Annotated in this window: 22 protein-coding genes and 2 pseudogenes; 16 read left to right on the top strand and 8 right to left on the bottom strand. The window is 72.1% G+C overall.

All coding sequences use genetic code 11. From position 1 onward, the window contains the following. Positions 1 to 33 precede the first annotated feature (33 nt). Entirely contained in the window at positions 34 to 1,377 is a 1,344-nt protein-coding gene (gene allB / locus OJ254_RS29085; RefSeq protein WP_265364768.1) for an allantoinase AllB, read from the top strand. Further along, positions 1,374 to 2,492: an allantoicase gene (gene alc / locus OJ254_RS29080; RefSeq protein WP_265364767.1), complete on the top strand. Its 1,119-nt coding sequence runs from the start codon at positions 1,374 to 1,376 to the stop codon at positions 2,490 to 2,492. Before allB ends, alc begins: the two co-directional genes overlap by 4 nt. Here the strand turns inward: alc and OJ254_RS29075 are convergent. The 5 genes and pseudogenes from OJ254_RS29075 to OJ254_RS29055 all read right to left on the bottom strand — a co-directional run bounded on the left by OJ254_RS29075 (position 2,383) and on the right by OJ254_RS29055 (position 7,081). Continuing rightward, positions 2,383 to 3,420, bottom strand: a complete 1,038-nt coding sequence (locus OJ254_RS29075; protein ID WP_265365352.1) for a thiaminase II/PqqC family protein — start codon at positions 3,418 to 3,420, stop codon at positions 2,383 to 2,385. The genes alc and OJ254_RS29075 overlap by 110 nt on opposite strands. 192 nt (positions 3,421 to 3,612) lie before the next feature. Next, positions 3,613 to 5,517, bottom strand: a pseudogene (locus tag OJ254_RS29070) (glycoside hydrolase family 84 protein); the annotation flags it as partial. 205 nt (positions 5,518 to 5,722) lie between these two features. After that, positions 5,723 to 5,902 carry a DUF6126 family protein gene (locus OJ254_RS29065; RefSeq protein ID WP_265364766.1) on the bottom strand — a complete coding sequence of 60 codons (180 nt, stop codon included), beginning with the start codon at positions 5,900 to 5,902 and terminating at the stop codon, positions 5,723 to 5,725. Between the two features lie 31 nt (positions 5,903 to 5,933). Next, positions 5,934 to 6,560: a helix-turn-helix domain-containing protein gene (locus OJ254_RS29060; protein WP_261954982.1), complete on the bottom strand. Its 627-nt coding sequence runs from the start codon at positions 6,558 to 6,560 to the stop codon at positions 5,934 to 5,936. Between the two features lie 110 nt (positions 6,561 to 6,670). After that, positions 6,671 to 7,081: a VOC family protein gene (locus OJ254_RS29055; protein WP_265364765.1), complete on the bottom strand. Its 411-nt coding sequence runs from the start codon at positions 7,079 to 7,081 to the stop codon at positions 6,671 to 6,673. Positions 7,082 to 7,326: 245 nt separating this feature from the next. Between OJ254_RS29055 and OJ254_RS29050 the strand changes: the two genes are divergently transcribed. From OJ254_RS29050 to OJ254_RS29030, 5 genes and pseudogenes are all read left to right on the top strand, one after another. Further along, complete coding sequence (locus OJ254_RS29050; protein WP_265365351.1) at positions 7,327 to 7,746, top strand: ribonuclease; 420 nt, start codon at positions 7,327 to 7,329, stop codon at positions 7,744 to 7,746. Positions 7,747 to 8,088: 342 nt separating this feature from the next. After that, the gene (locus tag OJ254_RS29045) at positions 8,089 to 8,757 is read left to right on the top strand and encodes a bifunctional 4-hydroxy-2-oxoglutarate aldolase/2-dehydro-3-deoxy-phosphogluconate aldolase (RefSeq protein WP_265364764.1); all 669 of its coding nucleotides are present in this window, start codon (positions 8,089 to 8,091) and stop codon (positions 8,755 to 8,757) included. A 273-nt stretch (positions 8,758 to 9,030) separates the two neighbouring features. Next, entirely contained in the window at positions 9,031 to 9,861 is an 831-nt protein-coding gene (locus tag OJ254_RS29040; protein WP_265364763.1) for a transporter substrate-binding domain-containing protein, read from the top strand. Continuing rightward, positions 9,861 to 10,340: pseudogene (locus OJ254_RS29035) on the top strand (PaaI family thioesterase); the annotation flags it as partial. The gene OJ254_RS29040 and the pseudogene OJ254_RS29035, both read left to right, overlap by 1 nt. 207 nt (positions 10,341 to 10,547) lie before the next feature. Then, complete coding sequence (locus OJ254_RS29030) at positions 10,548 to 11,708, top strand: GDSL-type esterase/lipase family protein (RefSeq protein WP_265364762.1); 1,161 nt, start codon at positions 10,548 to 10,550, stop codon at positions 11,706 to 11,708. On the opposite strand, the gene OJ254_RS29025 is transcribed toward OJ254_RS29030, so the two are convergent. Then, positions 11,695 to 12,054, bottom strand: a complete 360-nt coding sequence (locus tag OJ254_RS29025; RefSeq protein WP_265364761.1) for a VOC family protein — start codon at positions 12,052 to 12,054, stop codon at positions 11,695 to 11,697. The two genes, OJ254_RS29030 and OJ254_RS29025, sit on opposite strands and share 14 nt — an antisense overlap. A 43-nt stretch (positions 12,055 to 12,097) precedes the next feature. Beyond that, on the bottom strand, positions 12,098 to 13,000 hold the full coding sequence (locus OJ254_RS29020; protein WP_265364760.1) for a LysR family transcriptional regulator: 903 nt from the start codon (positions 12,998 to 13,000) through the stop codon (positions 12,098 to 12,100). 61 nt (positions 13,001 to 13,061) lie between these two features. Here OJ254_RS29020 and OJ254_RS29015 point away from each other — a divergent pair, with 61 nt between their 5' ends. From OJ254_RS29015 to OJ254_RS28980, 8 genes are all read left to right on the top strand, one after another. Beyond that, positions 13,062 to 13,784: an SDR family oxidoreductase gene (locus OJ254_RS29015; protein ID WP_265364759.1), complete on the top strand. Its 723-nt coding sequence runs from the start codon at positions 13,062 to 13,064 to the stop codon at positions 13,782 to 13,784. An 89-nt stretch (positions 13,785 to 13,873) separates the two neighbouring features. After that, the gene (locus OJ254_RS29010) at positions 13,874 to 14,650 is read left to right on the top strand and encodes a GntR family transcriptional regulator (protein ID WP_279351984.1); all 777 of its coding nucleotides are present in this window, start codon (positions 13,874 to 13,876) and stop codon (positions 14,648 to 14,650) included. Positions 14,651 to 14,819: 169 nt separating this feature from the next. Further along, positions 14,820 to 15,815, top strand: coding sequence for a sugar ABC transporter substrate-binding protein (locus tag OJ254_RS29005; RefSeq protein ID WP_265364758.1), 996 nt, complete (start codon positions 14,820 to 14,822; stop codon positions 15,813 to 15,815). Between the two features lie 185 nt (positions 15,816 to 16,000). Then, on the top strand, positions 16,001 to 17,014 hold the full coding sequence (locus tag OJ254_RS29000) for a sugar ABC transporter substrate-binding protein (RefSeq protein WP_481005427.1): 1,014 nt from the start codon (positions 16,001 to 16,003) through the stop codon (positions 17,012 to 17,014). Further along, on the top strand, positions 17,011 to 18,054 hold the full coding sequence (locus OJ254_RS28995) for an ABC transporter permease (protein WP_265364757.1): 1,044 nt from the start codon (positions 17,011 to 17,013) through the stop codon (positions 18,052 to 18,054). The genes OJ254_RS29000 and OJ254_RS28995 overlap by 4 nt, the downstream gene beginning before the upstream one ends. Further along, the gene (locus tag OJ254_RS28990) at positions 18,051 to 18,860 is read left to right on the top strand and encodes an ATP-binding cassette domain-containing protein (RefSeq protein WP_265364756.1); all 810 of its coding nucleotides are present in this window, start codon (positions 18,051 to 18,053) and stop codon (positions 18,858 to 18,860) included. Before OJ254_RS28995 ends, OJ254_RS28990 begins: the two co-directional genes overlap by 4 nt. A gap of 241 nt (positions 18,861 to 19,101) precedes the next feature. Further along, positions 19,102 to 20,223, top strand: a complete 1,122-nt coding sequence (locus OJ254_RS28985) for an ROK family glucokinase (protein WP_261954969.1) — start codon at positions 19,102 to 19,104, stop codon at positions 20,221 to 20,223. Next, on the top strand, positions 20,220 to 20,792 hold the full coding sequence (locus tag OJ254_RS28980; protein ID WP_265364755.1) for a hypothetical protein: 573 nt from the start codon (positions 20,220 to 20,222) through the stop codon (positions 20,790 to 20,792). The genes OJ254_RS28985 and OJ254_RS28980 overlap by 4 nt, the downstream gene beginning before the upstream one ends. A 17-nt stretch (positions 20,793 to 20,809) precedes the next feature. Here the strand turns inward: OJ254_RS28980 and OJ254_RS28975 are convergent, their stop codons facing one another. Then, positions 20,810 to 21,181 (bottom strand): hypothetical protein, encoded by a 372-nt coding sequence (locus OJ254_RS28975; RefSeq protein ID WP_265364754.1) that lies wholly within the window; start codon positions 21,179 to 21,181, stop codon positions 20,810 to 20,812. A 201-nt stretch (positions 21,182 to 21,382) separates the two neighbouring features. Here OJ254_RS28975 and OJ254_RS28970 point away from each other — a divergent pair, with 201 nt between their 5' ends. Next, positions 21,383 to 24,244 (top strand): helix-turn-helix transcriptional regulator, encoded by a 2,862-nt coding sequence (locus OJ254_RS28970; protein ID WP_341483748.1) that lies wholly within the window; start codon positions 21,383 to 21,385, stop codon positions 24,242 to 24,244. Positions 24,245 to 24,264: the final 20 nt, after the last annotated feature.

Here is a 24,264-nt window from a genome sequence, read left to right as displayed (position 1 = left end):
GACCATGAAGACACGATATGAGGAGGGGACCGGGTGTCCGAGATCGAGCTGGTGCTGCGCTCCACGCGCGTCGTGACGCCGGAGGGCACGCGCGCCGCGTCCGTCGCCGTCAAGGACGGCAGGATCGCCGCGGTGCTGCCGCACGACGCCGAGGTACCGGCCGGGGCGCGGCTCACGGACGTCGGCGACGACGTCCTGCTGCCCGGCCTCGTCGACACCCACGTCCACGTCAACGACCCCGGCCGCACCGAGTGGGAGGGCTTCTGGACGGCCACCCGCGCGGCCGCGGCCGGCGGTATCACCACCCTCGTCGACATGCCGCTCAACAGCCTGCCGCCGACCACCACCACGGCCCACCTCGACACCAAGCGCGAGGTCGCCCGCAGCAAGGCCCACATCGACGTCGGCTTCTGGGGCGGCGCCATCCCCGGCAACGTCAAGGACCTCCGCCCGCTGCACGACGCCGGCGTCTTCGGCTTCAAGTGCTTCCTGTCGCCCTCCGGCGTGGACGAATTCCCCGAGGTCGACCAGGAGCAGCTGGCCGCCGCCCTCGGCGAGATCGCCGGCTTCGACGGCCTGCTGATCGTGCACGCCGAGGACCCCGGCCACCTCGACGAGGCCCCCCAGCCGCACGGCCCCAAGTACGCCGACTTCCTCGCCTCCCGCCCCCGCATCTCCGAGAACGACGCCATCGCCCGGCTCATCGTGCTCGCCAAGCAGCTCGACGCCCGGGTCCACGTGCTGCACCTGTCCTCCAGCGACGCGCTGCCGCTGATCGCCGCCGCCAAGCGCGAGGGCGTCAAGGTCACCGTCGAGACCTGCCCGCACTTCCTCACCCTGACCGCCGAGGAAGTCCCGGACGGCGCCACCGAGTTCAAGTGCTGCCCGCCGATCCGCGAGGCCGCCAACCAGGACGCCCTGTGGGAGGGCCTGGCCGACGGCACCATCGACTGCATCGTCTCCGACCACTCACCCTCCACCGCCGACCTCAAGACCGCCGACTTCGGCGCGGCCTGGGGCGGCATCTCCTCCCTCCAGCTCGGCCTGCCCGCCATCTGGACCGCCGCCCGCGAGCGCGGCCACAGCCTCGACGACGTCGTGCGCTGGATGTCCACCGCCCCCGCCGCCCTCGTCGGCCTCGGCCGGAAGGGCGCCATCGAGGCCGGCCGGGACGCCGACTTCGCGGTGCTCGCGCCCGACGAGACCTTCACCGTCGACCCGCAGGCCCTCCAGCACCGCAACAAGATCACCGCGTACGCCGGCCGGACCCTCTACGGCGTCGTCCGCTCCACCTGGCTGCGCGGCCGGCAGATCAACGACGGCACCACCCTCGCCGAACCCACCGGCGAGCTGCTCGAAAGGCCGCACCGCGCATGACCACCGACGGCATACCCCGCTACACCGGCGACGCCAGCCCCTACCAGGGCGGCGACCCGTACGCCGACTACCGCACCCCCGGCGCGGCCGGCTTCCCCTTCACCCACCTCCCCGACCTCGCCGACCGCCGGCTCGGCGCCGGTGTGATCGCCGCCAACGACGAGTTCTTCGCCGAGCGGGAGAACCTGCTCAAGCCCGAGGCCGCCCACTTCGACCCCGAGCTGTTCGGCCACAAGGGCAAGATCATGGACGGCTGGGAGACCCGGCGCCGCCGCGGCACCGACGGCGCGCACCCGTTCCCGGCGGACGAGGACCACGACTGGGCGCTCATCCGGCTCGGCGCGCCCGGCGTGATCCACGGCATCGTCGTCGACACCGCCCACTTCCGCGGCAACTACCCGCAGTCCGTCAGCATCGAGGGCACCTGCGCCGAGGGCACGCCCTCACTCGAGGAACTGCTCGCCGCCGACGTGACCTGGACGCCGCTCGTCCCGCGCACCGCCATCGCCGGCCACGCCGCCAACGGCTTCGCCGTGCACGCCACCGGGCGCTTCACGCACCTGCGGCTCAACCAGCACCCCGACGGCGGCATCGCCCGCCTGCGGGTGTACGGCGAGGTCGTCCCGGCACCCGAGTGGCTCGCCGCACTGGGCACCTTCGACCTCGTCGCGCTGGAGAACGGCGGCCGGGTCGAGGACGCCTCGGACCGCTTCTACTCCTCGCCCACCCACACCATCCACCCGGGCCGCTCCCGCAAGATGGACGACGGCTGGGAGACCCGGCGGCGCCGCGGCACCGGCAATGACTGGGTCCGCTACCGGCTCGTGGAGCAGTCCGTGATCCGCGCGGTGGAGATCGACACCGGCTACCTCAAGGGCAACGCGGCCGGCTGGGCGGCCCTGTCCGGCCGCGACGGCGAGGACGGCGACTGGACCGAACTCCTGCCCCGCACCCGCCTCCAGCCCGACACCGTGCACCGCTTCCTGCTCGACGGCGCGCCCGCCGTCACGCATGTCCGGCTCGACATCTACCCGGACGGGGGCATCGCGCGGCTGCGGGTGCATGGCTCCTTGACGGATGCGGGCTTCGCCCGCCTTGGGGGTGCCCCCACGTAGTCGGCTTTCCCGCCGCGGGTGTTGTTCGCCGTTGCGCGCTTTGCGGCGCCTCCCACGTACCCGTCTCTCCCGCCGCGGGGCTCGCTCGCCGTTGCGCCTGCGGCGGGCTGGGTTGTGGTGGGTGCGGTGACGGGCCTCCGGGGCCGGTTGTGTGGACTGCTGACGCTTTACGTCCACACAACCGGCCCCTCCGGCCCGTCCCCTCCCGTTGGGGGGAAGTGAAGGACGGTGGGGGTGCAGGTGATGTCCACGTGCCCGCAGGCAACGGATAGGGCCCGCCCCAATCAGCTGAGAAACTCCCACTCACGGGAGGGGCTGGACCGGAGGACGAAGTCTGGAGGGCCGGCACCGCACCCGAAAACACCACGCCCGCCGCCAGGCGCAACGGCGAACAACACCCGCGGCGGGACGGCCAACTACGTGCGGGGCGCCGCAAAGCGCAACGGCGAGCAAGCCCGACGGTGGGACAGACGGGTACGTGGGAGGACAGCCAAGCGCTAAGCGACCGCATCGCGGTCTCGACGACGGCGCACCAGCGGGTCCAGGCCGCGAAGTTGGCGGTCAGCGCGATCACCACGTCCGCCGGTTCCGCGCCGAGGGCGAGCCGCGCGGCGTAGGAGGGATAGGCCTGGCAGCCGGGCCGCGGCTGGTAGTCGTCGACGTCCCGGGCGGTCAGCCCGCACGCGTCGGTCAGGCCGGCCAGCTGGCGCAGGGCCAGTGTCTCGCCCTGCGCCAGCAGCTCGAAGAAGTCGGCCACCGGCGGATCCGCGTCCGCCCGCCGCGCCAGATGCCGGAAGCTGAGGCGGTCGGCGGTGATCACCTGGTGCTGCTCCAGGGCGAAGGTCGCGAACACCGAACGCGGCGCCTCTCCCGCCTCGATCCGTGCGACCAGCCGGTTCGCGCCGTCGTCCGGGGCGAGTGCCCGCACCGCGTGGTCGAGCACGGCGGCCGCGGCCGGGCGAGGGGCGCCGGGGGCGGGGGGGCGGGGCCTGGGGCGGTCTCCTCCGGGGTGGGCCGGGGCCCCAGGTTAGGGCGGGGGACGCGGTGGACCGGGCCAATGCGCCCGGACGCGGCGCGCCGGAGCCGGCCCGCCGCGTCCCGCGTTGCCGCGTCAGCCGGCGTGGCCGGCGAGCGCCTCGTCCACGAAGGCGTCCAGGACCTTGTCCGCCACCACCACCGGAACCCGCTTCCCCTTCAGGTCCACGTACACGAAGGACTTGGCGGTCTTCACCTGCTGTGGAATCCGCTCCCGCAGTTCCTTCGCCCGGGTCTCGTCACCGGCCTTCGTCGCCTCGATCAGTGCCAGTGCGCTGCGTCCCGCGATGCCCCAGGCGTGGGTCGCGTCCAGCCAGGGGCCGCTGTCGTCGACGAAGCCGCGGTCGGCCAGCCGGGCGCGCAGCAGCGAGGGCGCGTCGCGGAGGGTGCGCAGCACCGCGTCCAGTCGCCCGGCGTTCCCGTCCTCGCGGAACCGGTCGAGGGCGGCGGCCAGTTCGGGCGCCTGCCGGGGATTGAGCGAGGAGGCGTAGCTCGCGTCGGCGAAGGCCCGCAGGGCCCGTCGGGTCCCCGCGTCGCGGCCGGCCAGCTCGTTGAGCGCGGCGCCCCAGGACGTACGGGCGTCATAGGCCTGGTCGTTCCAGGCGTAGTCCGCCACGGTGTACAGCGCGATCTTGGACGCCGCGGGCTGGATCATCGGGTTGGCGGTGATCCCCGCCAGTTTCCCGGGCAGCCCCTTCTCCCGGCCGTTGAACGGGCCGAGCAGCAGCCGGCTGGTCACGTAGTCGTTGACCGGGTAGTTGTCCCAGGTCAGGATCGGGTGGCCGAAGACCTCCCGGGCCTGCTCGGCCTGGGTGACGGTCATGGTGGGCGCTATCACCCCGACGCCCGTCCACTCCACCACCACGTCCGTGTCCAGCTGGGTGGCGAGCGCCTTCTTGTACGGCGTGGGCTTCACGTCGTAGTACTCGGTCGGCACCATCTCCAGCGGGCGGGCACCCGGATGCCCGGCGATGAAGTCCTGGTTGACGCGGTTGAGCAGATGGGCCTGCGCCGCGCCGGCCGCCCCGCCGCCGGTGCCGAACTTCTCCTGGTCGGCCGCGCAGTTCCAGTGCGTGTAGCTGATGTCGTCCAGCGGTACGGCGAAGTCGCGCACGCCGATGTCCCACAGTGTCTGGAACTTGGCGGTCAGCGCCTTGAGGTCGGCGTCCGAGCTGTAGCAGACCGAGAGGCCGGGGGAGAGGGCGTAGGTGAAGTCCACATGGCGGGCCCGGGCCCGGTCCACCAGCTCCTTGAGCTGGGCGAGCCGGTCCGCGGGGTAGGGATCGCGCCACTTCGCCCGGAGGTAGGCGTCGTCCTTCGGCGAGTAGACGTAGGTGTTCATCTTGTGCGCGCCGTAGAAGTCGAGCTGGTCGAGCCGGGCGCGGTGCGACCAGGGCGTGCCGTAGAAGCCCTCGATGACGCCGCGCAGCGGGGTGGCCGGCCAGTCCCGTACGGCGGTGCCCGGCACCTGCCCGCCGGGGCGGTCGCGGTGCGGCAGCAGCTGCCGGAGTGACTGCGCGGCGTAGTAGGTGCCGGTGGCGTCCTTGCCCGCCAGCGCGATCCGGCCGGCGCCGACGGCCAGTGCGTAGCCCTCGGCGGGCAGCCCGTCGGTGCCCCGCGCGCCCAGGTCGCCGAGCGCCCGGGCGGCGTCCGGCCCGTCCACGTAGACCGTCAACTGCCCGTCTGCGGGCGCCCGGCGGGCCCGTACGACGCGGTCGGCGCCGGCGGCCTTGAGCGACCGCTCGACCAGCTCCAGCGCGGCGCTATCGGCCTTCGGGCCAGCGACGACGGTGGTGGTGGGGGTGATGACGGCCCGGCCGGGCAGGTGGTGCGCGGACTGCGGGACGGGGGTGATGGCGGCCGGGGGCCGGTCGCCGGCGCTCTCCCGGTCCGTACTCCGGCCGGTGCCCGGCGGTCCGGCCATGCCCGTGAGGGGCAGGGCCAGCGCCATGGCCAGCGTGGTGGCCGCCGCGGTGCGCGTACGGTGCATCCTTCGGTCCTCCTCGGTGCGACGAGGTGCGGGGACGAGGTACGGAAACGTGCTACGGGGACGAGTCTGGTGCCAGGACTGCGCGGCAGCAGGCTTCACCCGCGGGGCACACCGGGGCAATGGACTTTCGGACCGAAGGGATGGACGTTGCCTGGCGGGTCCGGCCCGGGGCCGGGGCCACGGGCCGGGGCCGCGCGGTCGGCGGTCAGCGTGACTTGGCGATGATGACGAGCAGGCTCATGAAGGCCAGCAGGACGTGCGTGGCGACGACGTAGATGAAGACCCGCACATACAGTCCGCGGGGTGGCTTGTTCTCGACGTAGCGGGTCGGGGCGGGGGCGGCGGAGGGGCCGGAGGGAAGATCGGTCGGGGGCCGGTCGGGCACGGCGTGGTCCTTTCGTTCGGGCGGCGTGGGCTCACACCCCGCGGTACCTCGCGTCGTCGCCCAGACACAGCTCGGCGGCGCCGCTCTGCAGCAGCGTGTGGACGAACAGGAGCTCCGTGCCGCCCCGGGAGTCGGCGGCGATCCGGTGCGGGGTGAGCGAGTCGAAGTGCGCCGCGTCCCCCGGGGCCAGCACGTGCGCCGCCGCACCGAGCGTCAGCCGCAGCCGTCCCTTGAGGACGTAGAGCCACTCCTCGCCGGGATGCACCCGCACCAGCTCGCCCTGCGCGCGTTGGGGCACGTGCACCCGGAGCGCCTGGAGGGCGCGGCCGGCGCCGCCCACGGTCCAGTACGTCCAGCCGCCGGCCTCCGAGGGCTCGGCGCGGTCCGCCCGGATGATCGGGTCCCGTTCCGGGGCGGTCTCGCCCAGCAGGTCGGATACCGTGGTTCCGTACGTCCGCGCGAGCGCCAGCAACATCGGCAGCGACGGCTGCCGCCGGCCGGTCTCCAGGCGGGACAGGTGCGCGGGCGACAGCCCGACCAGCCGGGCCGCCGTCTCCAGTGTGAGACCACTGCGTCGCCGCAGGTCGCGCAGGCGCGGCGCGACGGTGGGGAGCTCGGCCGGCGGGACGCCGGGAGGCTCATCGGGGAGCTCGGACATACCACCGGTATAGCGACATGCGGCCTGGTGGGCAAAAGTTTTGCCTCAGAGGCAAAAGCCCCTGAGGCGTCCCGTTCGATGTTCCGGCCCCGTCCCGGCCCGGTCCCTGGTCAGGACTGGTCGGCGTCCTCCGGGTACCACCGCAGCTCGACGGTGTTGCCGTCCGGGTCCTGTACGTAGATCGACTGGGCATCGCCGCGTGCGCCGTAGCGGCCGACCGGGCCCTCCAGGACGGTGGTGAAGACGCCGGAGTCGATGACCTCCTGCCAGTCCAGCGGATCCACGACCAGACAGATGTGGTCCACGTTGGTGGCCGGTGCCGCGCCCGGCTCGTCCTCGGGGCGGGTGATCAGGTCGATGATCGTGACGGGGTTGATCCGCACCGACGGGAACGGGGCCTCGCCGGCCCGCCACTCCTCGACCCGCACCGGCTCCAGTCCGAGCGGACCGCAGTAGAAGTCCAGTGCCCGCTCGATGTCCCGCACCTTGAGCACCAGGTGGTCGAAGTCCTTGACCCGCATGGAAAGCCCTCCCTCTCGTTGTCGCGCACGGTGCTGACGGACCGTCCGTGGCACCGCCGGTCCCGCTCACCCCTCGGTGATCGTCCGCGCGCTCATCATGCCTGGTGGGGACCGAAGGGGACATCGGGATTTTTCGGGCTTCCAGTTGGGGCGACTGTGTGAACTCCGGGGAAACATCGGCCTCTTGGGATTGACAGGGCCATGTCTACGCGCGTCATTCTGGGAGGCATGAGAATCCCCCACGGATTACCAGGATCGGCGCCGCGGGCGCCCTCGCATCGGCTCTTCTCCTCGGCGGGACCGCGGTCGCCGCCACCCCCTCCGCCACGGCCACCCCGCACGCCACGACGGCGTACGCAACGGCCGTGCACGTCAAGGACGTCGGCAGCGTCTGTTACTCCAAGCTGCCCTCGCAGGCCCATGACACCCTCGACCTGATCGCCAAGGGCGGCCCCTTCCCGTACCCGAAGGACGGGACGGTCTTCGACAACCGCGAAGGCGTCCTGCCGAAGCAGAGCACCGGCTACTACCACGAGTACACGGTCATCACCCCGGGCTCGCCCGACCGCGGTGCCCGGCGCATCGTGGCCGGTGAGAAGAAGGACGAGGACTACTACACCGCCGACCACTACTCCACGTTCGAGCTGGTCGACCGGAACTGCTGAGACCGGCTCAACCGGCGCACGGGTCGGCCGAACGACCCGGAAACCACCCGCCGCGGCGGTCGGGGTGCCTTGCGCACCCCGGCCGCCGCTTCGCCGTGCGCCCCCTCTGACCTCGCTCTTCTCGCATTTCTTGGCAGAAGGGGCGCGCGGGGCGCACCCCCCGAGAGAGGATTGTCGGTGGTTCCCGGTAGCGTTTCGGTGGAAACGAGGAGCGGGCGGGCATCGGCGGACAAGGGACCATGTGGGGTCAGCTGCTGCGGCGCGCCCGGGAAAGTGCCGTATCCGCCATGGCCGGGCGGTCCGGCATGGTGTGTCGCAGACAAGGAAGGACGGCGAACTGCCGTGTATCGCTGGGAGATCACCCGGGCCGCACTGGCGCAGCGCGTATTCGCCATCGTTCGCAGCAAGACCTACGACGAGGCGAGCGCCACCGCCGACACCTTGCTGTCGGCCGGCATCACGACCCTGGAGATATCCATGACCACCCCCTTCGCGCTGGAGGCGGTCACGACGCTGACGCGTGAGCTGGGTGAGGACGCGGTCATCGGCGCGGGCACGGTCCTTGACGCGATGTCGGCCCGGATGGCGGTCGACGCCGGGGCCCGCTTCCTGGTCTCGCCCAGCCTGGATCCCGAGGTCATCCGCACCGCCCACCGCTACGGCGTCCCGGTCTTCCCCGGCGTCTCGACGCCCACCGAAATCGTCCGCGCCCTGGAGCTCGGCGCGGACGCCCTCAAGCTCTTCCCCGCCGCGGCCCACGACCCCTCCTGGCTCCGGGAGGTCCGCGCGGCACTCCCGCAGGCGCCGCTGCTGCCGACCGGCGGGGTGACGGTCGACAGCGCGCCCGAGTGGATCGCCGCCGGCGCGGCCGCCGTCGGCATGGGCGCCGCCCTCTCCGAAGGCGACCGCGACACCGTCGCCAAGCGCGCCGCCGAGCTCCTCGCCCGTCTCGCCGAAGCCACCCAGGACAGGGCGGCGGGCGACGACGAGGACGGCCTGTACGGCGACTGATGGGCTGACGGCCGGGCGGTCGGTCCACCGGCCCGCCCTGAGGGCTGCCGGGCTCCGGCGGTCTGACGGCTGCCGGGCCTCGCCGGTCTGACGGGCCGACGGCTGAAGGGCTGACGGGTGCGCGGCTCCTACCCTCCCCGGCCGTCCGGCCGGCCGTCCCGGTCCCCGGGCAAGGGCTTCACGTCGATCACCGGCTCTGCCAGGCTGAGCGCGCGATCACCCGATGAGGCGTCAGCCCCGCGCCCCGCGGCCCAAGGAGCCCCAGGAGACCCGATGAAGCGTGCCGTCACCCTCTCCGCCCTCGCCTGTCTGCTCGCCGTCACCGCAGCCGCCCCGGCGGCGTCCGGCACCCCCGCCCCGGCACGAAGGCTCGCTCCGGCCCACGGACGGCAGGCGTCGGCGCTCGACACCGTTCCGCGGCGCGGGGTGCTGCGGGTGTGCACCACCGGCGACTACCGCCCCTTCAGTTACCGCGACCCCGGGACCGGCAGCTACCGCGGGGTGGACATCGACATGGCCCAGGACCTCGCCCGGAGCCTGGACGCCAAGCCCCGTTACGTCCCGACCACCTGGGCCGGACTGGTCGGCGATCTGTCGGCCGGGCGCTGCGACATCGCCATGGGCGGCGTCTCGATCACCCTGGCGCGGGCCCGTGCGGTCTCCTTCAGCGAGCCCACCCGCACGGACGGCAAGACCCCGATCGTGCGCTGTGCGGACAAGGACAAGTACGGCACGCTGGAGCAGATCGACCGCCGCGGCACGACCGTCATCGTCAACCCCGGTGGCACGAACGAGGAGTTCGCTCGCGCCCACATCAAGCACGCGACCCTGAAGGTCCATCCGGACAACACCACGATCTTCGACGAGATCATCGCGGGCCGCGCCGACGTGATGATGACCGATGCCAGCGAGACCCGCTATCAGGCCAAGCTCCACCCCGAACTCTGCTCGCTCCACCCGGAGAAGCCCTTCACCTTCTCCGAGAAGGCCTATGCGCTGCCCCGGGGCGACCACGACTTCACGGCCTATGTGAACCAGTGGGTGCATCTGGCCACCCACGACGGCACCTACCGGACGTACGAGAACGTCTGGATGGGGGAGTGATGACGGACACCGAGCGGGACGGCGCAGGCATCGAACCCGCCGCGGGCATCGATCCCGCCGCGGCCTTCGATCCCGCCGCGGCCTTCGATCTCGCGACGGCTCAAAAGGGCCTGGACGAGCAGCCGTTCAGCAGGTTGCTGCGGGCGCGGCTCACCGCGTTCGGGGACGGCGGGGCGACGCTGGAGCTGGACATTCGCGAGGAACTGCTGCAGCAGTACGGGTTCGTGCACGGCGGGGTGCTGTCGTACGCCGCCGACAACACCCTCACGTTCGCCGCGGCCACCGCCCTGGGCCCGGCCATCGTCACCGGTGGTTTCTCGATCCAGTACCTGCGGCCGGCGCGCGGCCGGACGCTCCGCGCCCGTGCCGAGGTCGTCCACGCCGGCCGCCGCCAGGCCGTGTGCCGGTGCGATCTGACGGTGCTCGACACGGACGGCGCCGAGCGCCTGTGCGCGGTGGCACAGGGCACGGTGCTGTCCCTCAACGGGCCGGCCGGCAACGGTCCGGCCGGCGGTGACCCGGCCGGGAACGGTCCGGCCGGCGGTGACCCGGCCGGGAACGGTCCGGCCGGCGGCGGCTGAGGAAAAGCGGGTGCGAAACGGGCATACGACGGGCAGGCTGATGGTCATGATCTTTCCGTTCGACGGCGTCCCTCGGACGTTCTCGACCCCCGCAGGCAGGCCCGCGTGACCAACTGGATCACCACCCCCGTGGAACCGCACCTCCTGCGGGGCGCCCTGGAGGTGGAGCGCACCGCGCACGGCGTGCTGCCGCACCGGCTGCCCGCGTGGGCCCGTCAGCAGTGGCCGGACGACTACCTGGCCATGGTCGAGTCCCAGCCCTCCGGCGTACGGCTGGTGTTCCGCACCCGCGCCACCGCCGTCGAGCTGGACACGCTCCCCACGAAGACGGTCTACGAGGGCGCCCCGCCGCAGCCGGACGGCGTGTACGACCTGGTCGTGGACGGCCGGTTCACCGCCCGGGCCGGTGTCGCGGCCGGCAACGTCCGCACCATCGACATGGCCACCCAGGCGATCGTCACCCGCCCCGGCCCGCCCGGCACCCTCCGGTTCACCGGTCTCGCCGCCGGCGAGAAGGACATCGAGATCTGGCTGCCGCAGACGGAGACCACCGAGCTGATCGCGCTGCGCACGGACGCCCCGGTCGAGGCCGCCCCGGACCACGGCCGCCGGGTCTGGCTGCACCACGGCAGCTCGATCAGCCACGGCTCCACCGCCGAAGGCCCCACCGCGACCTGGCCGGCGCTGGCCGCCGCCCGCGGCGGGGTGGAGCTGATCAACCTCGGCTTCGGCGGCAACGCCCTGCTGGACCCGTTCACCGCGCGCGCCATGCGGGACACCCCCGCGGACCTGATCAGCGTCAAGATCGGCATCAATCTGGTCGGCCACGACCTGATGCGGCTGCGCGCCTTCGGGCCGGCGGTCCACGGCTTCCTCGACACGATCCGCGAGGGGCACCCGACCGCGCCGCTGCTGGTCGTGTCGGCCGTCCTGTGCCCGGTCCACGAGGACACCCCCGGACCCGGCGCGCCGGACTTCAGTTCCGGGACGCTGCGTTTCACGGCCCTCGGTGACCCCAAGGACCCCGGGCGCCTCACGCTGAACCGCATCCGGGACGAGCTGGCCCGGATCACCGCCGCGCGGGCGGCCGACGACCCGAACCTGCACTACCTCGACGGCCGGGTGCTCTACGGCGAGGCGGACCACGCCGAACTGCCGCTGCCCGACGCGCTCCACCCGGACCCGGCCGGTCACCGCCGTATCGGCGAGCGGTTCGCCGAGCGGGTCTTCGGGGACGGCGGTCCGTTCGCCGTCAGGGCCGACTGACCGTGTGGCCCAGGACGTTGACGACCCGTCCGTCCGGGTCGCGGACGAAGAAGCGGCGTACGCCCCACTCCTCGTCCGCGAGGGGCCGGACGATCGTCGCGCCCGCGGCCCGCAGGGCGGCGTAGGCCGCGTCCACGTCGTCGACCTCGATGCTGAGGTCGGGGGTGACCGGAGCGGTCCGGTCCGCGGTCAGGAAGGTGAGCTGGGCGGTGGGGTTGGCCGGCGCGGCCAGCGTCATCACCCAGCCCTGGTTCATGACCTCCTCCAGGCCGAGCAGCCCGTAGAAGTCACGGTTCTCCTCCAGGGCGGTCGAGCGGAGGTCGGGGACGACCCGGCGTACGGACATGGGAACTCCTCACAGCGGACGTGCGGACGGGTGGGGTTCTCGGTCAGGGGGTGACGGGCGGTGCCGCGTGGTGCCGGACGGCGTCGAGGACGTCGCGCAGCACGGTGCGGTGGTCGTCCGGGCGGCGGACCAGCGCGAGTTGGGCGGGCGTCAGGCCGGTGACGGGGCGGGCGACGACGCCGGGACGCCGGTAGATCTCGGCGTTCCCGGCCGACAGCAGGACCACGCCGAGGCCCTCGGACACCGCCTCGAAGGTCTCGTCCGCGTTGGCGACCACTCCGCCGATGCGCACCGGCCGGCCGTCCCGTTCGTCCACCGCGAGCCAATGGTCCCGTAGGGCCCCGGCGGTCTCCGGCAGTGCCAGGAACGGTTCGTCGAGCAGCGCGGCGAACGGGATCTCGGCGGCCCCGGCGAGACGGTGGCCGGCCGGCAGCGCCACCCACCGCGGTTCGGTGGCCACGACCTGCACGGCGAACTGCTCCTGCCCGGGGAACGGCAGCCACAGCAGCGCCAGGTCCGTCTCGCCGCCGGCGAGCCCGGCGGTGGCGTCCGCCCAGTCGATCTGGCGCACCTGGAGGCGCCAGTCGGGGCGGCGCTCGGCGAGCCGTGCGCGGATCGCGGGGAGCAGCCCGCGGCCGGTGCTCGTCGAGATGCCCAGGGTCAGCACGGCGGCCTCCGCGGCGGCCGCGTCGCTGACCGCGCGCTGCGCCTCGTCCCAGAGCTGGACCAGCTCCCGCGCCCGGGGCAGCAGCGCGGCACCGGACGCGGTCAGCGTGACCGTGCGCCGGTCGCGGACGAACAGCTTCACCCGCAGCCCGTCCTCCAGCTGCCGGATCTGCTTGCTCAGCCCCGGCTGGGAGATGAACAGCCGCTCGGCGGCCCGGGTGAAGTTCAACTCCTCGGCCGTGACGACGAAGTAGCGCAGGTCCCGCAGATGAGCATCCATAGCCATGGGTTATCAGAAACGGTCTTGGACGCGCAGGAAATCGGGGACGGAAGATGGCCCCATGGACGCCGAACCTCCCACCGGACCCGTCGCCCTCGTCACCGGCGCCACCCGCGGTATCGGCCGCGAGGTGTGCCGGCAGCTGGCGGCGCGCGGGTACACGGTGCTGCTGACCGGGCGCGCGCCGGACGCCGTGCGGCGGGCGGCCGCGGAACTGCGCGGCGCTCCCGGGGCCGGCCGGGACGTCCGGCCGCTGCGCATGGACGTCACCGACGACGCCGGGGTGGCGGCGGCCGCGGCCGAGGTCGCCGAGCGCTTCGGCCGGCTGGACGTGCTGGTCAACAACGCCGCCATCGGCTACGACACCGGGCAGCGGGCCGTCACCGCCGATCTCGCCCGGGTGCGCGAGGTGGCCGAGACCAACCTCTACGGGCCGTGGCGCACCGCGATCGCGTTCGCCCCGCTGCTGCGCGCCTCGGACCACCCGCGGCTGGTCAACGTCTCCAGCGAGGCCGGCTCACTGACCAACATGGGTGGCGGCACCCCCGCGTACACCGCGTCCAAGGCGGCGCTCAACGCGCTCACCCGGATGCTGGCCGCCGAGCTGCGGGCCGACGGCGTGCTGGTCAACGCGGTCTGCCCGGGCTGGGTGGCCACCGACATGGGCGGGCCGGGCGGCCGTCCGGTCGCCGAGGGCGCGGCCGGCGTCGTCCGAGCGGCGACCCTGCCGGACGACGGCCCCACGGGCGGCTTCTTCCGGGACGGCCGCCCGCTGCCCTGGTAGCCCGCCGCGGCCGCACGGTTGCCACCCATGTCCGGACAATGTGACCTCCGGACTTCCCGTCATCTGTGCGGGCGGATACGCTCGCGAACGTGGGGAAACGCGATACGGAACAGGCCCTGGGCGCCGAGAGCCCCGTTCAGTTCAGCGTGGACCGGAGCAGTCCGGTCCCGTTGTATTTCCAGCTGTCACAGCAGCTGGAGGCGGCGATCGAGACCGGCAAACTGGCGCCCGGCAGTCTGCTCGGCAACGAGATCGAGCTGGCCGGCCGGCTAGGGCTGTCCCGGCCCACGGTCCGCCAGGCCATCCAGTCGCTGGTCGACAAGGGCCTGCTGGTGCGCCGCCGCGGCATCGGCACCCAGGTCGTGCACAGCCAGGTCAAGCGCCCGCTGGAGCTGAGCAGCCTCTACGACGACCTGGAGGCGGCCGGGCAGAAGCCGGCCACCCGGGTGCTGCTCAACACCACCATCGAGGCCGACGCCGAGGTCGCCGCCGCGCTGGGCATCGCCGAGGGCGCGGAGGTCGCGCTGGTCGAGCGGCTCCGGCTGACCCACGGCGAACCGGTCGCCCACCTGCGCAACCACCTCCCCGCCGGCCTGCTGAGGCTGGACACCGCCGAACTGGAGGAGACCGGGCTGTACCGCCTGATGCGGACGGCCGGGATCACCCTGCACAGCGCCCGCCAGGCCGTCGGCGCCCGGGCGGCGACCGCGGAGGAGGGACAGCGGCTCGACGAGCCCGAGGGCGCCCCGCTGCTCACGATGCAGCGGACGACCTTCGACGACACCGGACGCGCCGTGGAGTTCGGCTCGCACGTCTACCGGGCGTCGCGCTACGCCTTCGAGTTCCAGCTGCTCGTACGGCCGTGAGGGCGGCGGGCGGTCCGTGGGGGACCCGCCCGAGCCGGCCGCGCCGCGCGTTCGCCCGTCCATGTGCTTTCGTCAGAATGTTCTGACAAAGCATTGACGTGGCTCCGCGCGGGCCGTTACAACTCCTCCAGCCGCATTCCGGCGGCCGTGGAGAAAAGGCGGTTCCACGATGATCAGCGTGCGTACGACCGGCGTCCGGCGGCTCACCCTCCGCAGCGCCGCCGCTTTACTGACCACCGTCGCACTGGTCGCCGGGTGCAGCGCCACCGGCGGCCAGGACGCCAAGGACGAGGAGGCCGGCGGCACCCGCATGACCATCGGGATGGTCAGCCACGCCGGCGACGGCGACACCTTCTGGGACATCGTCCAGAACGGCGCCCAGCAGGCCGCCGCCAAGGACCACGTGAAGTTCCTCTACGCCCACGACAAGGAGGGCGGCCAGCAGGCCGAGCTGATCCAGTCCTACATCGACCAGAAGGTCGACGGGCTGATCGTCACCCTCGCCAAACCGCAGGCCGTCAAGGCCGCCGTCCGCAAGGCCGAGGCCGCGGGCATCCCGGTGATCACCATCAACTCCGGCGGCGAGTTCTCCCGGGCGTACGGGGCGCTCACCCACATCGGGCAGGACGAGTCGGTGGCCGGCCGCGCGGTCGGCGAGGAGCTGAACCACCGGGGTGTGAAGAAGGTCCTCTGCGTCCTGCACGAGCAGGGCAACGTCTCCCTGGAGGACCGCTGCGCGGGTGTCCGCAAGGGATTCCACGGGACCGTCGAGAACCTCAACGTCGACGGCACCAACGCCCCCGCCGCCCAGTCCTCGATCGAGGCCAAGCTGCAGTCCGACAAGTCGCTCGACGCCATCGTGACCCTCGGCGCCCCGATCGCGGCGCTCTCGGTCAAGGCCAAGCAGGACGCCGGCAGCAGCGCGCAGATCGCGACGTTCGACCTGAACGGCGCCGTGGTCAAACTGCTCAAGGCCAAGGACGTCACCTTCGCCGTCGACCAGCAGCCCTACCTCCAGGGCTATGAGGCGGTGGACCTGCTCTGGCTGCACAAGACCAACGCCGACGTCCTCGGCGGCGGGAAGCCGGTGCTCACCGGGCCCGCGCTGGTGACGCAGAAGGACGTACCCCAGCTGACCGAGTACACCGGGCGAGGCACCAGGTGAGACCAGAGGGAAGACGGGACGACCCCATGAACCGGGACAGATCACCGGTAACGGATACTTGGCCGGTTGGCCCCGGCCGGCCGGCGCCGGAGTGCGGCAGCGCACCCGCCCCGGCCGGGCGGCCCACACAGCGAATACGACCGACGCAGCCGACACGGCGAGATCAGCGGGAAGGGCGAGTCCTCGTGGCAAGGGTTCGAAGAAGGGGACGCGTCGTGAGCGCCGTGCTGGCGGCGGTGCTCGGCGCCTCCCTGGCGGGATGCAGCAGCACCGGCGGCAAGCGCGCCGAGGACGAGCGCGCCGCCAAGGTCGCCGGCGGCAAGGCCGCGGTGAACACCCCCAGGTGGACGTTTGCGATGGTCACCCACTCGGGAGACGGCGACACCTTCTGGGACATCGTGCAGAACGGCGCCCAGCAGGCCGCCGCCAAGGACAACATCAAGTTCGTCTACGGGCACGACGAGGAGGCCCAGCGGCAGAGCCAGCTGGTGCAGTCCTACATCGACCAGAAGGTCGACGGGCTGATCGTCTCCCTCGCCAAGCCCAACGCCATGAAGGACGTCGTCGAGAAGGCCGAGAAGGCCGGCATACCGGTGATCACCGTGAACTCCGGCGCCGAGGAGTCCAAGGCGTTCGGCGCGCTCACCCACATCGGGCAGGACGAGACGGTGGCCGGCGAGGCGGTCGGCGACGAGCTGAACCGGCGCGGCCGCAAGAAGGCCCTGTGCGTCCTGCACGAACAGGGCAACGTCGGCCACGAACAGCGCTGCGCGGGCGCCGCCAAGACCTTCAAGGGCAAGCTGGAGAAGCTCTACGTCGAGGGCACCAACATGCCCGACGTGCAGTCCTCCATCGAGTCCAAGCTCCAGGCCGACCCGTCCATCGACGCCGTGGTCACCCTCGGCGCACCCTTCGCACCCACCGCCGTCAAGGCCAGGGAACAGGCCGGCAGCAAGGCCGAGATCGACACCTTCGACCTCAATGCCCAGGTCGCGGCCGGCCTCAAGGACGGCACCCTCGGCTTCGCCGTCGACCAGCAGCCCTACCTCCAGGGCTACGAGGCGGTCGACCTGCTCTGGCTGTACAAGTACAACTCCGACACCCTCGGCGGCGGGAAGCCGGTGCTCACCGGGCCGCAGGTGATCACCAAGAAGGACGCCGGCGCCCTGCAGGACTACACGAAGCGGGGTACCCGATGACCACCACCCTCAAGGCACCGGTCCAGGACGAACGGCTGCTGCACCGCTCCCTGGCCCGCCGGCTGATGGGCCGCCCCGAACTGGGCTCGGTCGTCGGCGCCGCCGCGGTCTTCGTCTTCTTCTCGCTCGTCGCCGAACCGTTCCTGCGGGCCTCCAGCCTCTCCACCGTGCTCTACGCCTCCTCGACCATCGGGATCATGGCCGTACCGGTGGCGCTGCTGATGATCGGCGGGGAATTCGACCTCTCGGCCGGCGTCATGGTCGTCAGCTCGGCGCTGATCTCGTCGATGTTCAGCTACCAGATGACCGCCAACACCTGGGTCGGCGTCGGGGTGTCCCTGCTGGTCACCCTCGCCATCGGGGCGTTCAACGGCTTCCTGCTGACCCGGACGAAACTGCCCAGCTTCATCATCACGCTCGGCACGTTCTTCATGCTGACCGGCCTCAACCTCGGCTTCACCAAGCTGATCAGCGGCACCGTGTCGACGAAGTCCATCGCCGACATGGAGGGCTTCGACTCGGCCCGCACCCTCTTCGCCTCGCACCTGACCGTCGGCAGTGTCGACATCCAGGTCACCATCGTGTGGTGGATCGCCCTGGTCGCCCTGGCCACCTGGGTCCTGCTGCGCACCCGCGTCGGCAACTGGATCTTCGCGGTGGGCGGCAACGCGGACGCCGCGCGGGCGGTCGGCGTCCCGGTCACCAAGACCAAGATCGGCCTCTACACGGGCGTCGCCTTCGCCGCCTGGATCTCCGGCCAGCACCTGCTGTTCTCCTACGACGCGATCCAGTCCGGCGACGGCGTCGGCAACGAATTCCTGTACATCATCGCCGCGGCGGTCGGCGGCTGCCTGATGACCGGCGGCTTCGGCTCGGCGATCGGCGCCGCCGTCGGCGCCTTCATCTTCGGCATGGCCAGCAAGGGCATCGTCTACGCGCAGTGGAATCCGGACTGGTACAAGTTCTTCCTCGGCGCGATGCTGCTGCTCGCCACACTCCTGAACGCATGGGTCCGCAAGCGGGCGGAGGACAAGGCATGACAGCGCTGGTCGAGCTGACCGACGTCAGCAAGTACTACGGCAACGTCCGGGCACTGGAGGGCGTGTCCCTGGAGGTGCACGCGGGGGAGATCACCTGCGTGCTCGGCGACAACGGCGCCGGCAAGTCCACCCTCATCAAGATCATCGCCGGACTGCACCGGCACGACCGCGGCTCCTTCACCATCGAGGGCGAGGAGACCACCCTGGCCTCCCCGCGCGAGGCCCTCGACCGCGGGATCGCCACCGTCTACCAGGACCTCGCCGTCGTCCCCCTCATGCCGGTCTGGCGGAACTTCTTCCTCGGCTCCGAGCCCACCACCGGCATCGGCCCCTTCAAGCGCCTCGACGTCGCCACGATGCGCGAGACCACCCGCAGCGAGCTGCTGCGGATGGGCATCGACCTGCGCGACGTCGACCAGCCCATCGGCACCCTGTCGGGCGGCGAACGGCAGTGCGTGGCCATCGCCCGCGCCGTCTACTTCGGTGCCAAGGTCCTGGTCCTGGACGAGCCGACGGCGGCGCTCGGCGTCAAGCAGTCCGGCGTCGTCCTCAAGTACGTCGCGGCCGCCCGGGACGCCGGCCTCGGCGTGGTGTTGATCACGCACAACCCGCACCACGCCTACCTCGTCGGCGACCGCTTCGTCCTCCTCAAGCGCGGCACCATGGCCGGCAGCCACACCAAGCAGGAGATCGCCCTGGAGGAGCTGACCCGTCAAATGGCGGGCGGCAGCGAACTGGAACAACTCAGTCACGAGCTGGCCCGCACCGCCACCCCGGAATTCCCCGGCGGCCACCGGCCCGACTGACCAGGTCAGCAGCATGCCGCGCCCCGCACCGGCCACCCGGCCGCGCGGGGCGCGGCACTGCCGGTCGCGGTGCGCCGGACGCCGCCGGTGATGCACAATCGCACCGAACCCGCACGCCGAGGCCCCGGCCTCCCGAGACCCCCCTAGGGACGAGACGACTCTTGCGAGCACGCAGCCAACGCATGGGGGTACCACCCGCGCCGTTCAGGCAATGGGGGAGTAACGGCGAAGAGGTGGGTCGATGAGCATGTACCGGGACCGGGTGCACCGGGGATCGGCCAGAGCCACCGTGCTGCGTACGGTCGGCACCCGCGAGCGGCGCTCCCACCTGACCGCCCCGCGCGTGCCCACGGTGGGCATCGACATCGGCGGCACCAAGGTCATGGCGGGCGTGGTCGACGCGGACGGCACCATCCTGGAGAAGGTCCGCACCGAGACCCCGGACAAGTCCAAGAGCCCCAAGGTCGTCGAGGACACCATCACCGAGCTGGTGCTCGACCTCTCCGACCGGCACGACGTGCACGCGGTCGGCATCGGGGCGGCCGGCTGGGTCGACGCGGACCGCTCCAAGGTCCTCTTCGCCCCGCATCTGAACTGGCGCAACGAGCCGCTGCGCGACCGCCTCGCGGGCCGCCTCGCGGTCCCCGTCATGGTCGACAACGACGCCAACACCGCCGCCTGGGCGGAATGGCGGTTCGGCGCCGGCCGCGGCGAGGACCACCTCGTCATGATCACGCTCGGCACCGGTATCGGCGGCGCGATCCTGGAGGACGGCGCCGTCAAGCGCGGCAAATACGGGGTGGCGGGCGAATTCGGGCATATGCAGGTCGTGCCCGGCGGCCACCGCTGCCCGTGCGGCAACCGCGGCTGCTGGGAGCAGTACAGCTCCGGGAACGCCCTGGTGCGTGAGGCCCGCGAGCTGGCCGCGGCCGACTCCCCGGTCGCGTACAACATCATCGAGCGGGTCGGCGGCCGGATCGGCGACATCACGGGGCCGCTGATCACCGAGCTCGCCCGCGAGGGCGACGCGATGTGCGTCGAGCTCCTCCAGGACATCGGCCAGTGGCTCGGCGTCGGCATCGCCAACCTCGCCGCGGCCCTCGACCCGTCCTGCTTCGTCATCGGCGGCGGCGTCAGCGCCGCCGACGACCTGCTGATCGCCCCGGCCCGGGACGCCTTCCGGCGCCATCTCACCGGCCGCGGCTACCGCCCCGAAGCCACCATCGCCAAGGCCCAGTTGGGCCCCGAGGCGGGCATGGTGGGCGCCGCGGACCTCGCACGCCTGGTCGCCCGCCGCTTCCGCCGTGCCAACCGCCGCCGGGTCGAGCGCTACGAGCGCTATGAACGGGCCGGCCGCCGATGACCGAAACCGAAACCCCCACCATGCGCGACGACCACCACACCGCCCTGCCGCCCCGGGCCAAGCGCCGCCGCCCCCTGCTGACGGCGCTGATCGTCTTCCTGCTGATCGCGATCCCGGCCGGCTACATCGTCATCTCCGCCGAGCAGAGCCGCGACAGCGGCGAGGGCAAGGAGGCCGAGGCCGCCGCCACCGGCCTGACCAACGCCTTCCCCTCCAAGGTCCAGCAGCGGATCTACAACGTCCCGGTACCGATCGGCTCGACCCCGGTCTACTACTACGAGACCAACTCCTGGGAAACCAGCTCGCTGTTCGTCCAGTTCCGGACCAACGAGTGGGGCCTGGAGCACTACCTCGCCGCCGTCGGCACCAGCACCGCCGCCCTCAAGAAGGACCGCAAGACCATCCCGCCCGCCCAGGCGGCGAAGGTCGGCTGGGACTTCAGCGTGGACTGGCCCTGGGCGGGCACCACGGTCACCAGCCGCGGACCGCACCCGTCGCAGCGCATCATGGTCAGCTACGACGAGCCGGGCCACCCCGTGGTGTACACGGTGTCGACGGTCAAGTTCTGACCGACGGCCGCAGGCCTCTACTTGTGGGCGCTGAGCACGCCGCCGGCGCTCAGCACGATGTACATGTCGTTGGCGTCGAGTCCGGCGTCGGCGTCCTGCCCGGTCGTCTCCATCGTGGCCACGACCGATCCGCGGGCGACGATCTTGGCGCGGTAGTGCTGGGCGTCGAGCTGGTAGATCTCGGCCTTGCTGATACCGTCCGCCAGGGTCTGGGTGCGGACCGGGGTTCCCGTCTTGGCGCCGCCGGTGGCGTGCGTGCCGCCCGACTGCTTGTCCGCGGCGGCCGATGTGATGGCGGTCTTGGCATCGGTGCTCTGGAGTCCGGACCAGCCGGCGGCGATGCGCAGGGTGCGGCGACGGGCGGTGCGGGCGGTGGTGCTGGCGCTCATTGCAGGCCCCGGGGACAGTCGATGCCATCGTCTTCTACGTCACCCACTCTGACCGCGGCCGCTATCGCCGGGCTGATGCTCCGCTAACGACCGACTAACCCCCTGCGGTCACGTCCCGGCTCGTCGGTACCCCGGCGCGTCCCACTTCCGCGTTCCAGGCGGCTAACATTTCCCCTGGTCAGAGCCCATTTCCATGTTCCGGTGTCCCCAACTGGCCGGCTTTTGTGGCGGACCGGCCGCAGCACCCCGCAAGCTCGAGCCGTTGAAGCGCCACACCCTTTCCGCACAACCGTCAGCGCCCCAGAGCCTTCTCCACATGATGAGGATTCAAGAACGTGCCAGCCAGCACTACCGACTCGGAGGTCGAATTCAGTGCAGATCGTGGCCCGACATACAGAGCGGCGTGAGTTCGATCGATTAGTGACCTCGGCAGCCTCCGGGCGTGGTGGGGCAGTTGTGGTGGCGGGTGAGGCGGGGATCGGCAAGTCTGCCCTCATCGACGCCGAGGTGGAGGCGCTGGACGGGTTCGAGGTGCTGCGGGCCGCCGGTACGGAGTTCGAGCAAGACCTCCTCTATGCGACCCTGCACCAGCTGTGCGCCCCGGTACTCGAGCACCGTCTGACACTTCCTCCAGTGCAGCGGAGGGCACTGGAGGGAGTGTTCGGCCTCGGCGCGCAGACCTCGCCCGACCCGCTGACGGTCGGTCTTGCCGTCCTGGGGCTGCTGCGCGAGGTGGCGCGGGACAAACCGGTCTGCTGCGTGGTGGACGATGCCCAGTGGATGGATGACGCCTCGCGGCGGGCGCTGGTCTTCGTGGCCCGGCGGGTGACCACCGAGCGGATCGCGGTGGTGTTCGCCGCGCGGGACGTCGGCTCGGTGTCCGGACTCGCCGATCTGCCGCGATTGCCGCTCGCGGGTCTGGGTGACGAGGACGCCCGGGCCGTGCTGGGAGCGGCGACGCATGCCGGGCTGGATGCCGAGGTCGTCGACCGGATCCTGGCCGAGGCGCGGGGCAATCCGCTGGCGCTGCTGGAGTTCGCCCACCACGCGGAGCCGTTCGGGGTTCCCGGCCCACGGCGCTTCCGGGCCAGCGTGGTGGACGCGTTGGAGGAGCAGTTCGTCCACCGCTTCGAGCGGTTGCCGGAGGCCACGCGATCGCTGGTGGTCCTCGCCGCAGCGGAGCCGGTCGGCGATCTCGGCCTGCTGCGTCGTGCCTCGAAGGCTCTGGGGCTGGATCCCGCAGGGTTCACCGTCGCGGAGAACGCCGGACTTCTGGCCCTGGGGCCGCGGCTGCGTTTCCGGCATCCGCTCGTGCGCTCCGCGGTGTACGCATCGGCCACCCCGGGAATGCGCCGACGCGTGCACGGTGCTCTCGCGGAGTCGACCGATCCGGAGACCGACCCCGGCCGCCGGGCATGGCACCGGGCGCACGCGGCCGTCGACGCCGACGAGACCGTGGCCGCGGAGCTGGAACGGTCCGCCGATCGGGCACGTCTGCGCGGCGGATTCGCCGCGGCCGCCGCTTTCATGGAGCGGGCCGGGCAGCTGACACCGGCCTCCGACCGCCAAGCCGCGCGGCTGCTCGCCGCGGCACGGTTGCGGCTGCAGGCGGGGGCGCCGAACGCGGCCCGTGCGCTCGTCGCCCGGGCGGAGCGCCGTCCGATGGACGACGCGGGCCGCGCCGCGGCGCGCCTGCTGCGGGCACGGGTCGACTACCAGCTTTCCCACAGCCCGCAGGCCACCGCCAGACTCGTCGACGTCGTCACGGAGTTGGCTCCCGACCAGGCGAGGGAGACCTATCTGGAGGCGTTCGCGTCGTTCATGTACAACGACAACCAGCCCGGCCGTCTCAAGGAGCTCGGCGTCCGGATCCGCAAGCGGGCGGCACAGCGGGAATCCGCCCGGCCGGTCGATCTGTTGCTCGACGCCTTGCTGGATCAGACCATGCTGCCCGTCGAGCGGGCGGTGCCCGCGATGCGTGAGGCGGTGGCGGCGTGCCGTGCGGCTGCCCCCTCGTCGAGCCCTTGGCGGATGAACCTGCTCTGCCAGGTCGTCATCGACCTGCGCGATGACGAGGCGATGGAGGAGATGGCGGACCGCCAGGTGGATGTGGCGCGCCGCCAAGGTGCCCTCGCCGCGTTGCCGCAGGCGCTGCGGTACCAGGCGGTCGCCAGGGTCTCGGTCGGCCGGTTCGACGAAGCGGCCGGCAGCCTCAGCGAGGCCCGGGCCGTTGACGAGGCGGCGGGCACGGTACCGCTCCTGGGGCCCGAACTGGTCCTCACCGGCTTCCGAGGTGACCTCAACCGGTACCAAGAATTGCGGGAGCTGCTGGGTCGTGACGGGCGGCCCTTCGAAACGGTCGGCGAGCACTACGCGAGGGCGGTGCTGCACAACGGGCTCGGCAACTACGAGGCGGCCCTGGACGCCGCGCTGGCGGCCCAGCGCCGCCACCAGGCCGGCTCCTACTCGATCTGGGCCGTCTACACCGAGCTCGTCGAAGCCGCCGCGCGCGTCGGACGCGGCGAGGACGCCGTCGCGGCCATGAAGCACCTGGAGGCACTGGCCCGCACGAACCCCGTCCCCTGGGCCGTGGCCGAATGGCTGCAGGCACAGGCCCTCCTCGACCGGGGCGGGGACCGCGAAACGCTGCACCGACAGGCCATCGCCCACTTCGCCCGGACCCGGGTCCGGGTGCTCCACGCCCGCGCCCGGCTGACGTACGGGGAGTGGCTGCGCCGCGAGAACCGACGCGCCGAGGCCCGCGACGAGCTGCGGGCCGCGCACGACGTGCTGTCGGGCCTCGGTGCCCGCGCCTTCGCCGACCGCGCGGCCCGGGAACTGCGGGCCACCGGCGAACAGCCGCACCGACACGGTGAGAACCCCCTCGGCCGGCTCACCGCGCAGGAACGGCTCATCGCCGGAAAGGTGGCCACCGGAGCAACATCCAAGGAAGTGGGCGTGATGTTGTTCCTCAGCCCCCGCACCATCGACACCCACCTGCGCAACGTGTACCGCAAACTGGGCATCTCCTCGCGCCGCCAGCTGCGCGAGATATCGCTGTGACGCATCGGCCTCAGGTGCCC

This window comes from Streptomyces endophytica (assembly GCF_026153355.1).
Lineage (GTDB): Bacteria > Actinomycetota > Actinomycetes > Streptomycetales > Streptomycetaceae > Streptomyces > Streptomyces endophytica.
This window is presented reverse-complemented; position numbering and strand designations above follow the sequence as displayed.

Coding starts and splice junctions, on each gene's coding strand:
- alc (WP_265364767.1), top strand. CDS start 1,374: ATGACCACCGACGGCATACCCCGCTACACCGGCGACGCCAGCCCCTAC.
- OJ254_RS29060 (WP_261954982.1), bottom strand. CDS start 6,560: ATGTCCGAGCTCCCCGATGAGCCTCCCGGCGTCCCGCCGGCCGAGCTC.
- OJ254_RS29055 (WP_265364765.1), bottom strand. CDS start 7,081: ATGCGGGTCAAGGACTTCGACCACCTGGTGCTCAAGGTGCGGGACATC.
- OJ254_RS29040 (WP_265364763.1), top strand. CDS start 9,031: ATGAAGCGTGCCGTCACCCTCTCCGCCCTCGCCTGTCTGCTCGCCGTC.
- OJ254_RS29025 (WP_265364761.1), bottom strand. CDS start 12,054: ATGTCCGTACGCCGGGTCGTCCCCGACCTCCGCTCGACCGCCCTGGAG.
- OJ254_RS29020 (WP_265364760.1), bottom strand. CDS start 13,000: ATGGATGCTCATCTGCGGGACCTGCGCTACTTCGTCGTCACGGCCGAG.
- OJ254_RS29015 (WP_265364759.1), top strand. CDS start 13,062: ATGGACGCCGAACCTCCCACCGGACCCGTCGCCCTCGTCACCGGCGCC.
- OJ254_RS29005 (WP_265364758.1), top strand. CDS start 14,820: ATGATCAGCGTGCGTACGACCGGCGTCCGGCGGCTCACCCTCCGCAGC.
- OJ254_RS28995 (WP_265364757.1), top strand. CDS start 17,011: ATGACCACCACCCTCAAGGCACCGGTCCAGGACGAACGGCTGCTGCAC.
- OJ254_RS28990 (WP_265364756.1), top strand. CDS start 18,051: ATGACAGCGCTGGTCGAGCTGACCGACGTCAGCAAGTACTACGGCAAC.
- OJ254_RS28985 (WP_261954969.1), top strand. CDS start 19,102: ATGAGCATGTACCGGGACCGGGTGCACCGGGGATCGGCCAGAGCCACC.
- OJ254_RS28980 (WP_265364755.1), top strand. CDS start 20,220: ATGACCGAAACCGAAACCCCCACCATGCGCGACGACCACCACACCGCC.
- OJ254_RS28975 (WP_265364754.1), bottom strand. CDS start 21,181: ATGAGCGCCAGCACCACCGCCCGCACCGCCCGTCGCCGCACCCTGCGC.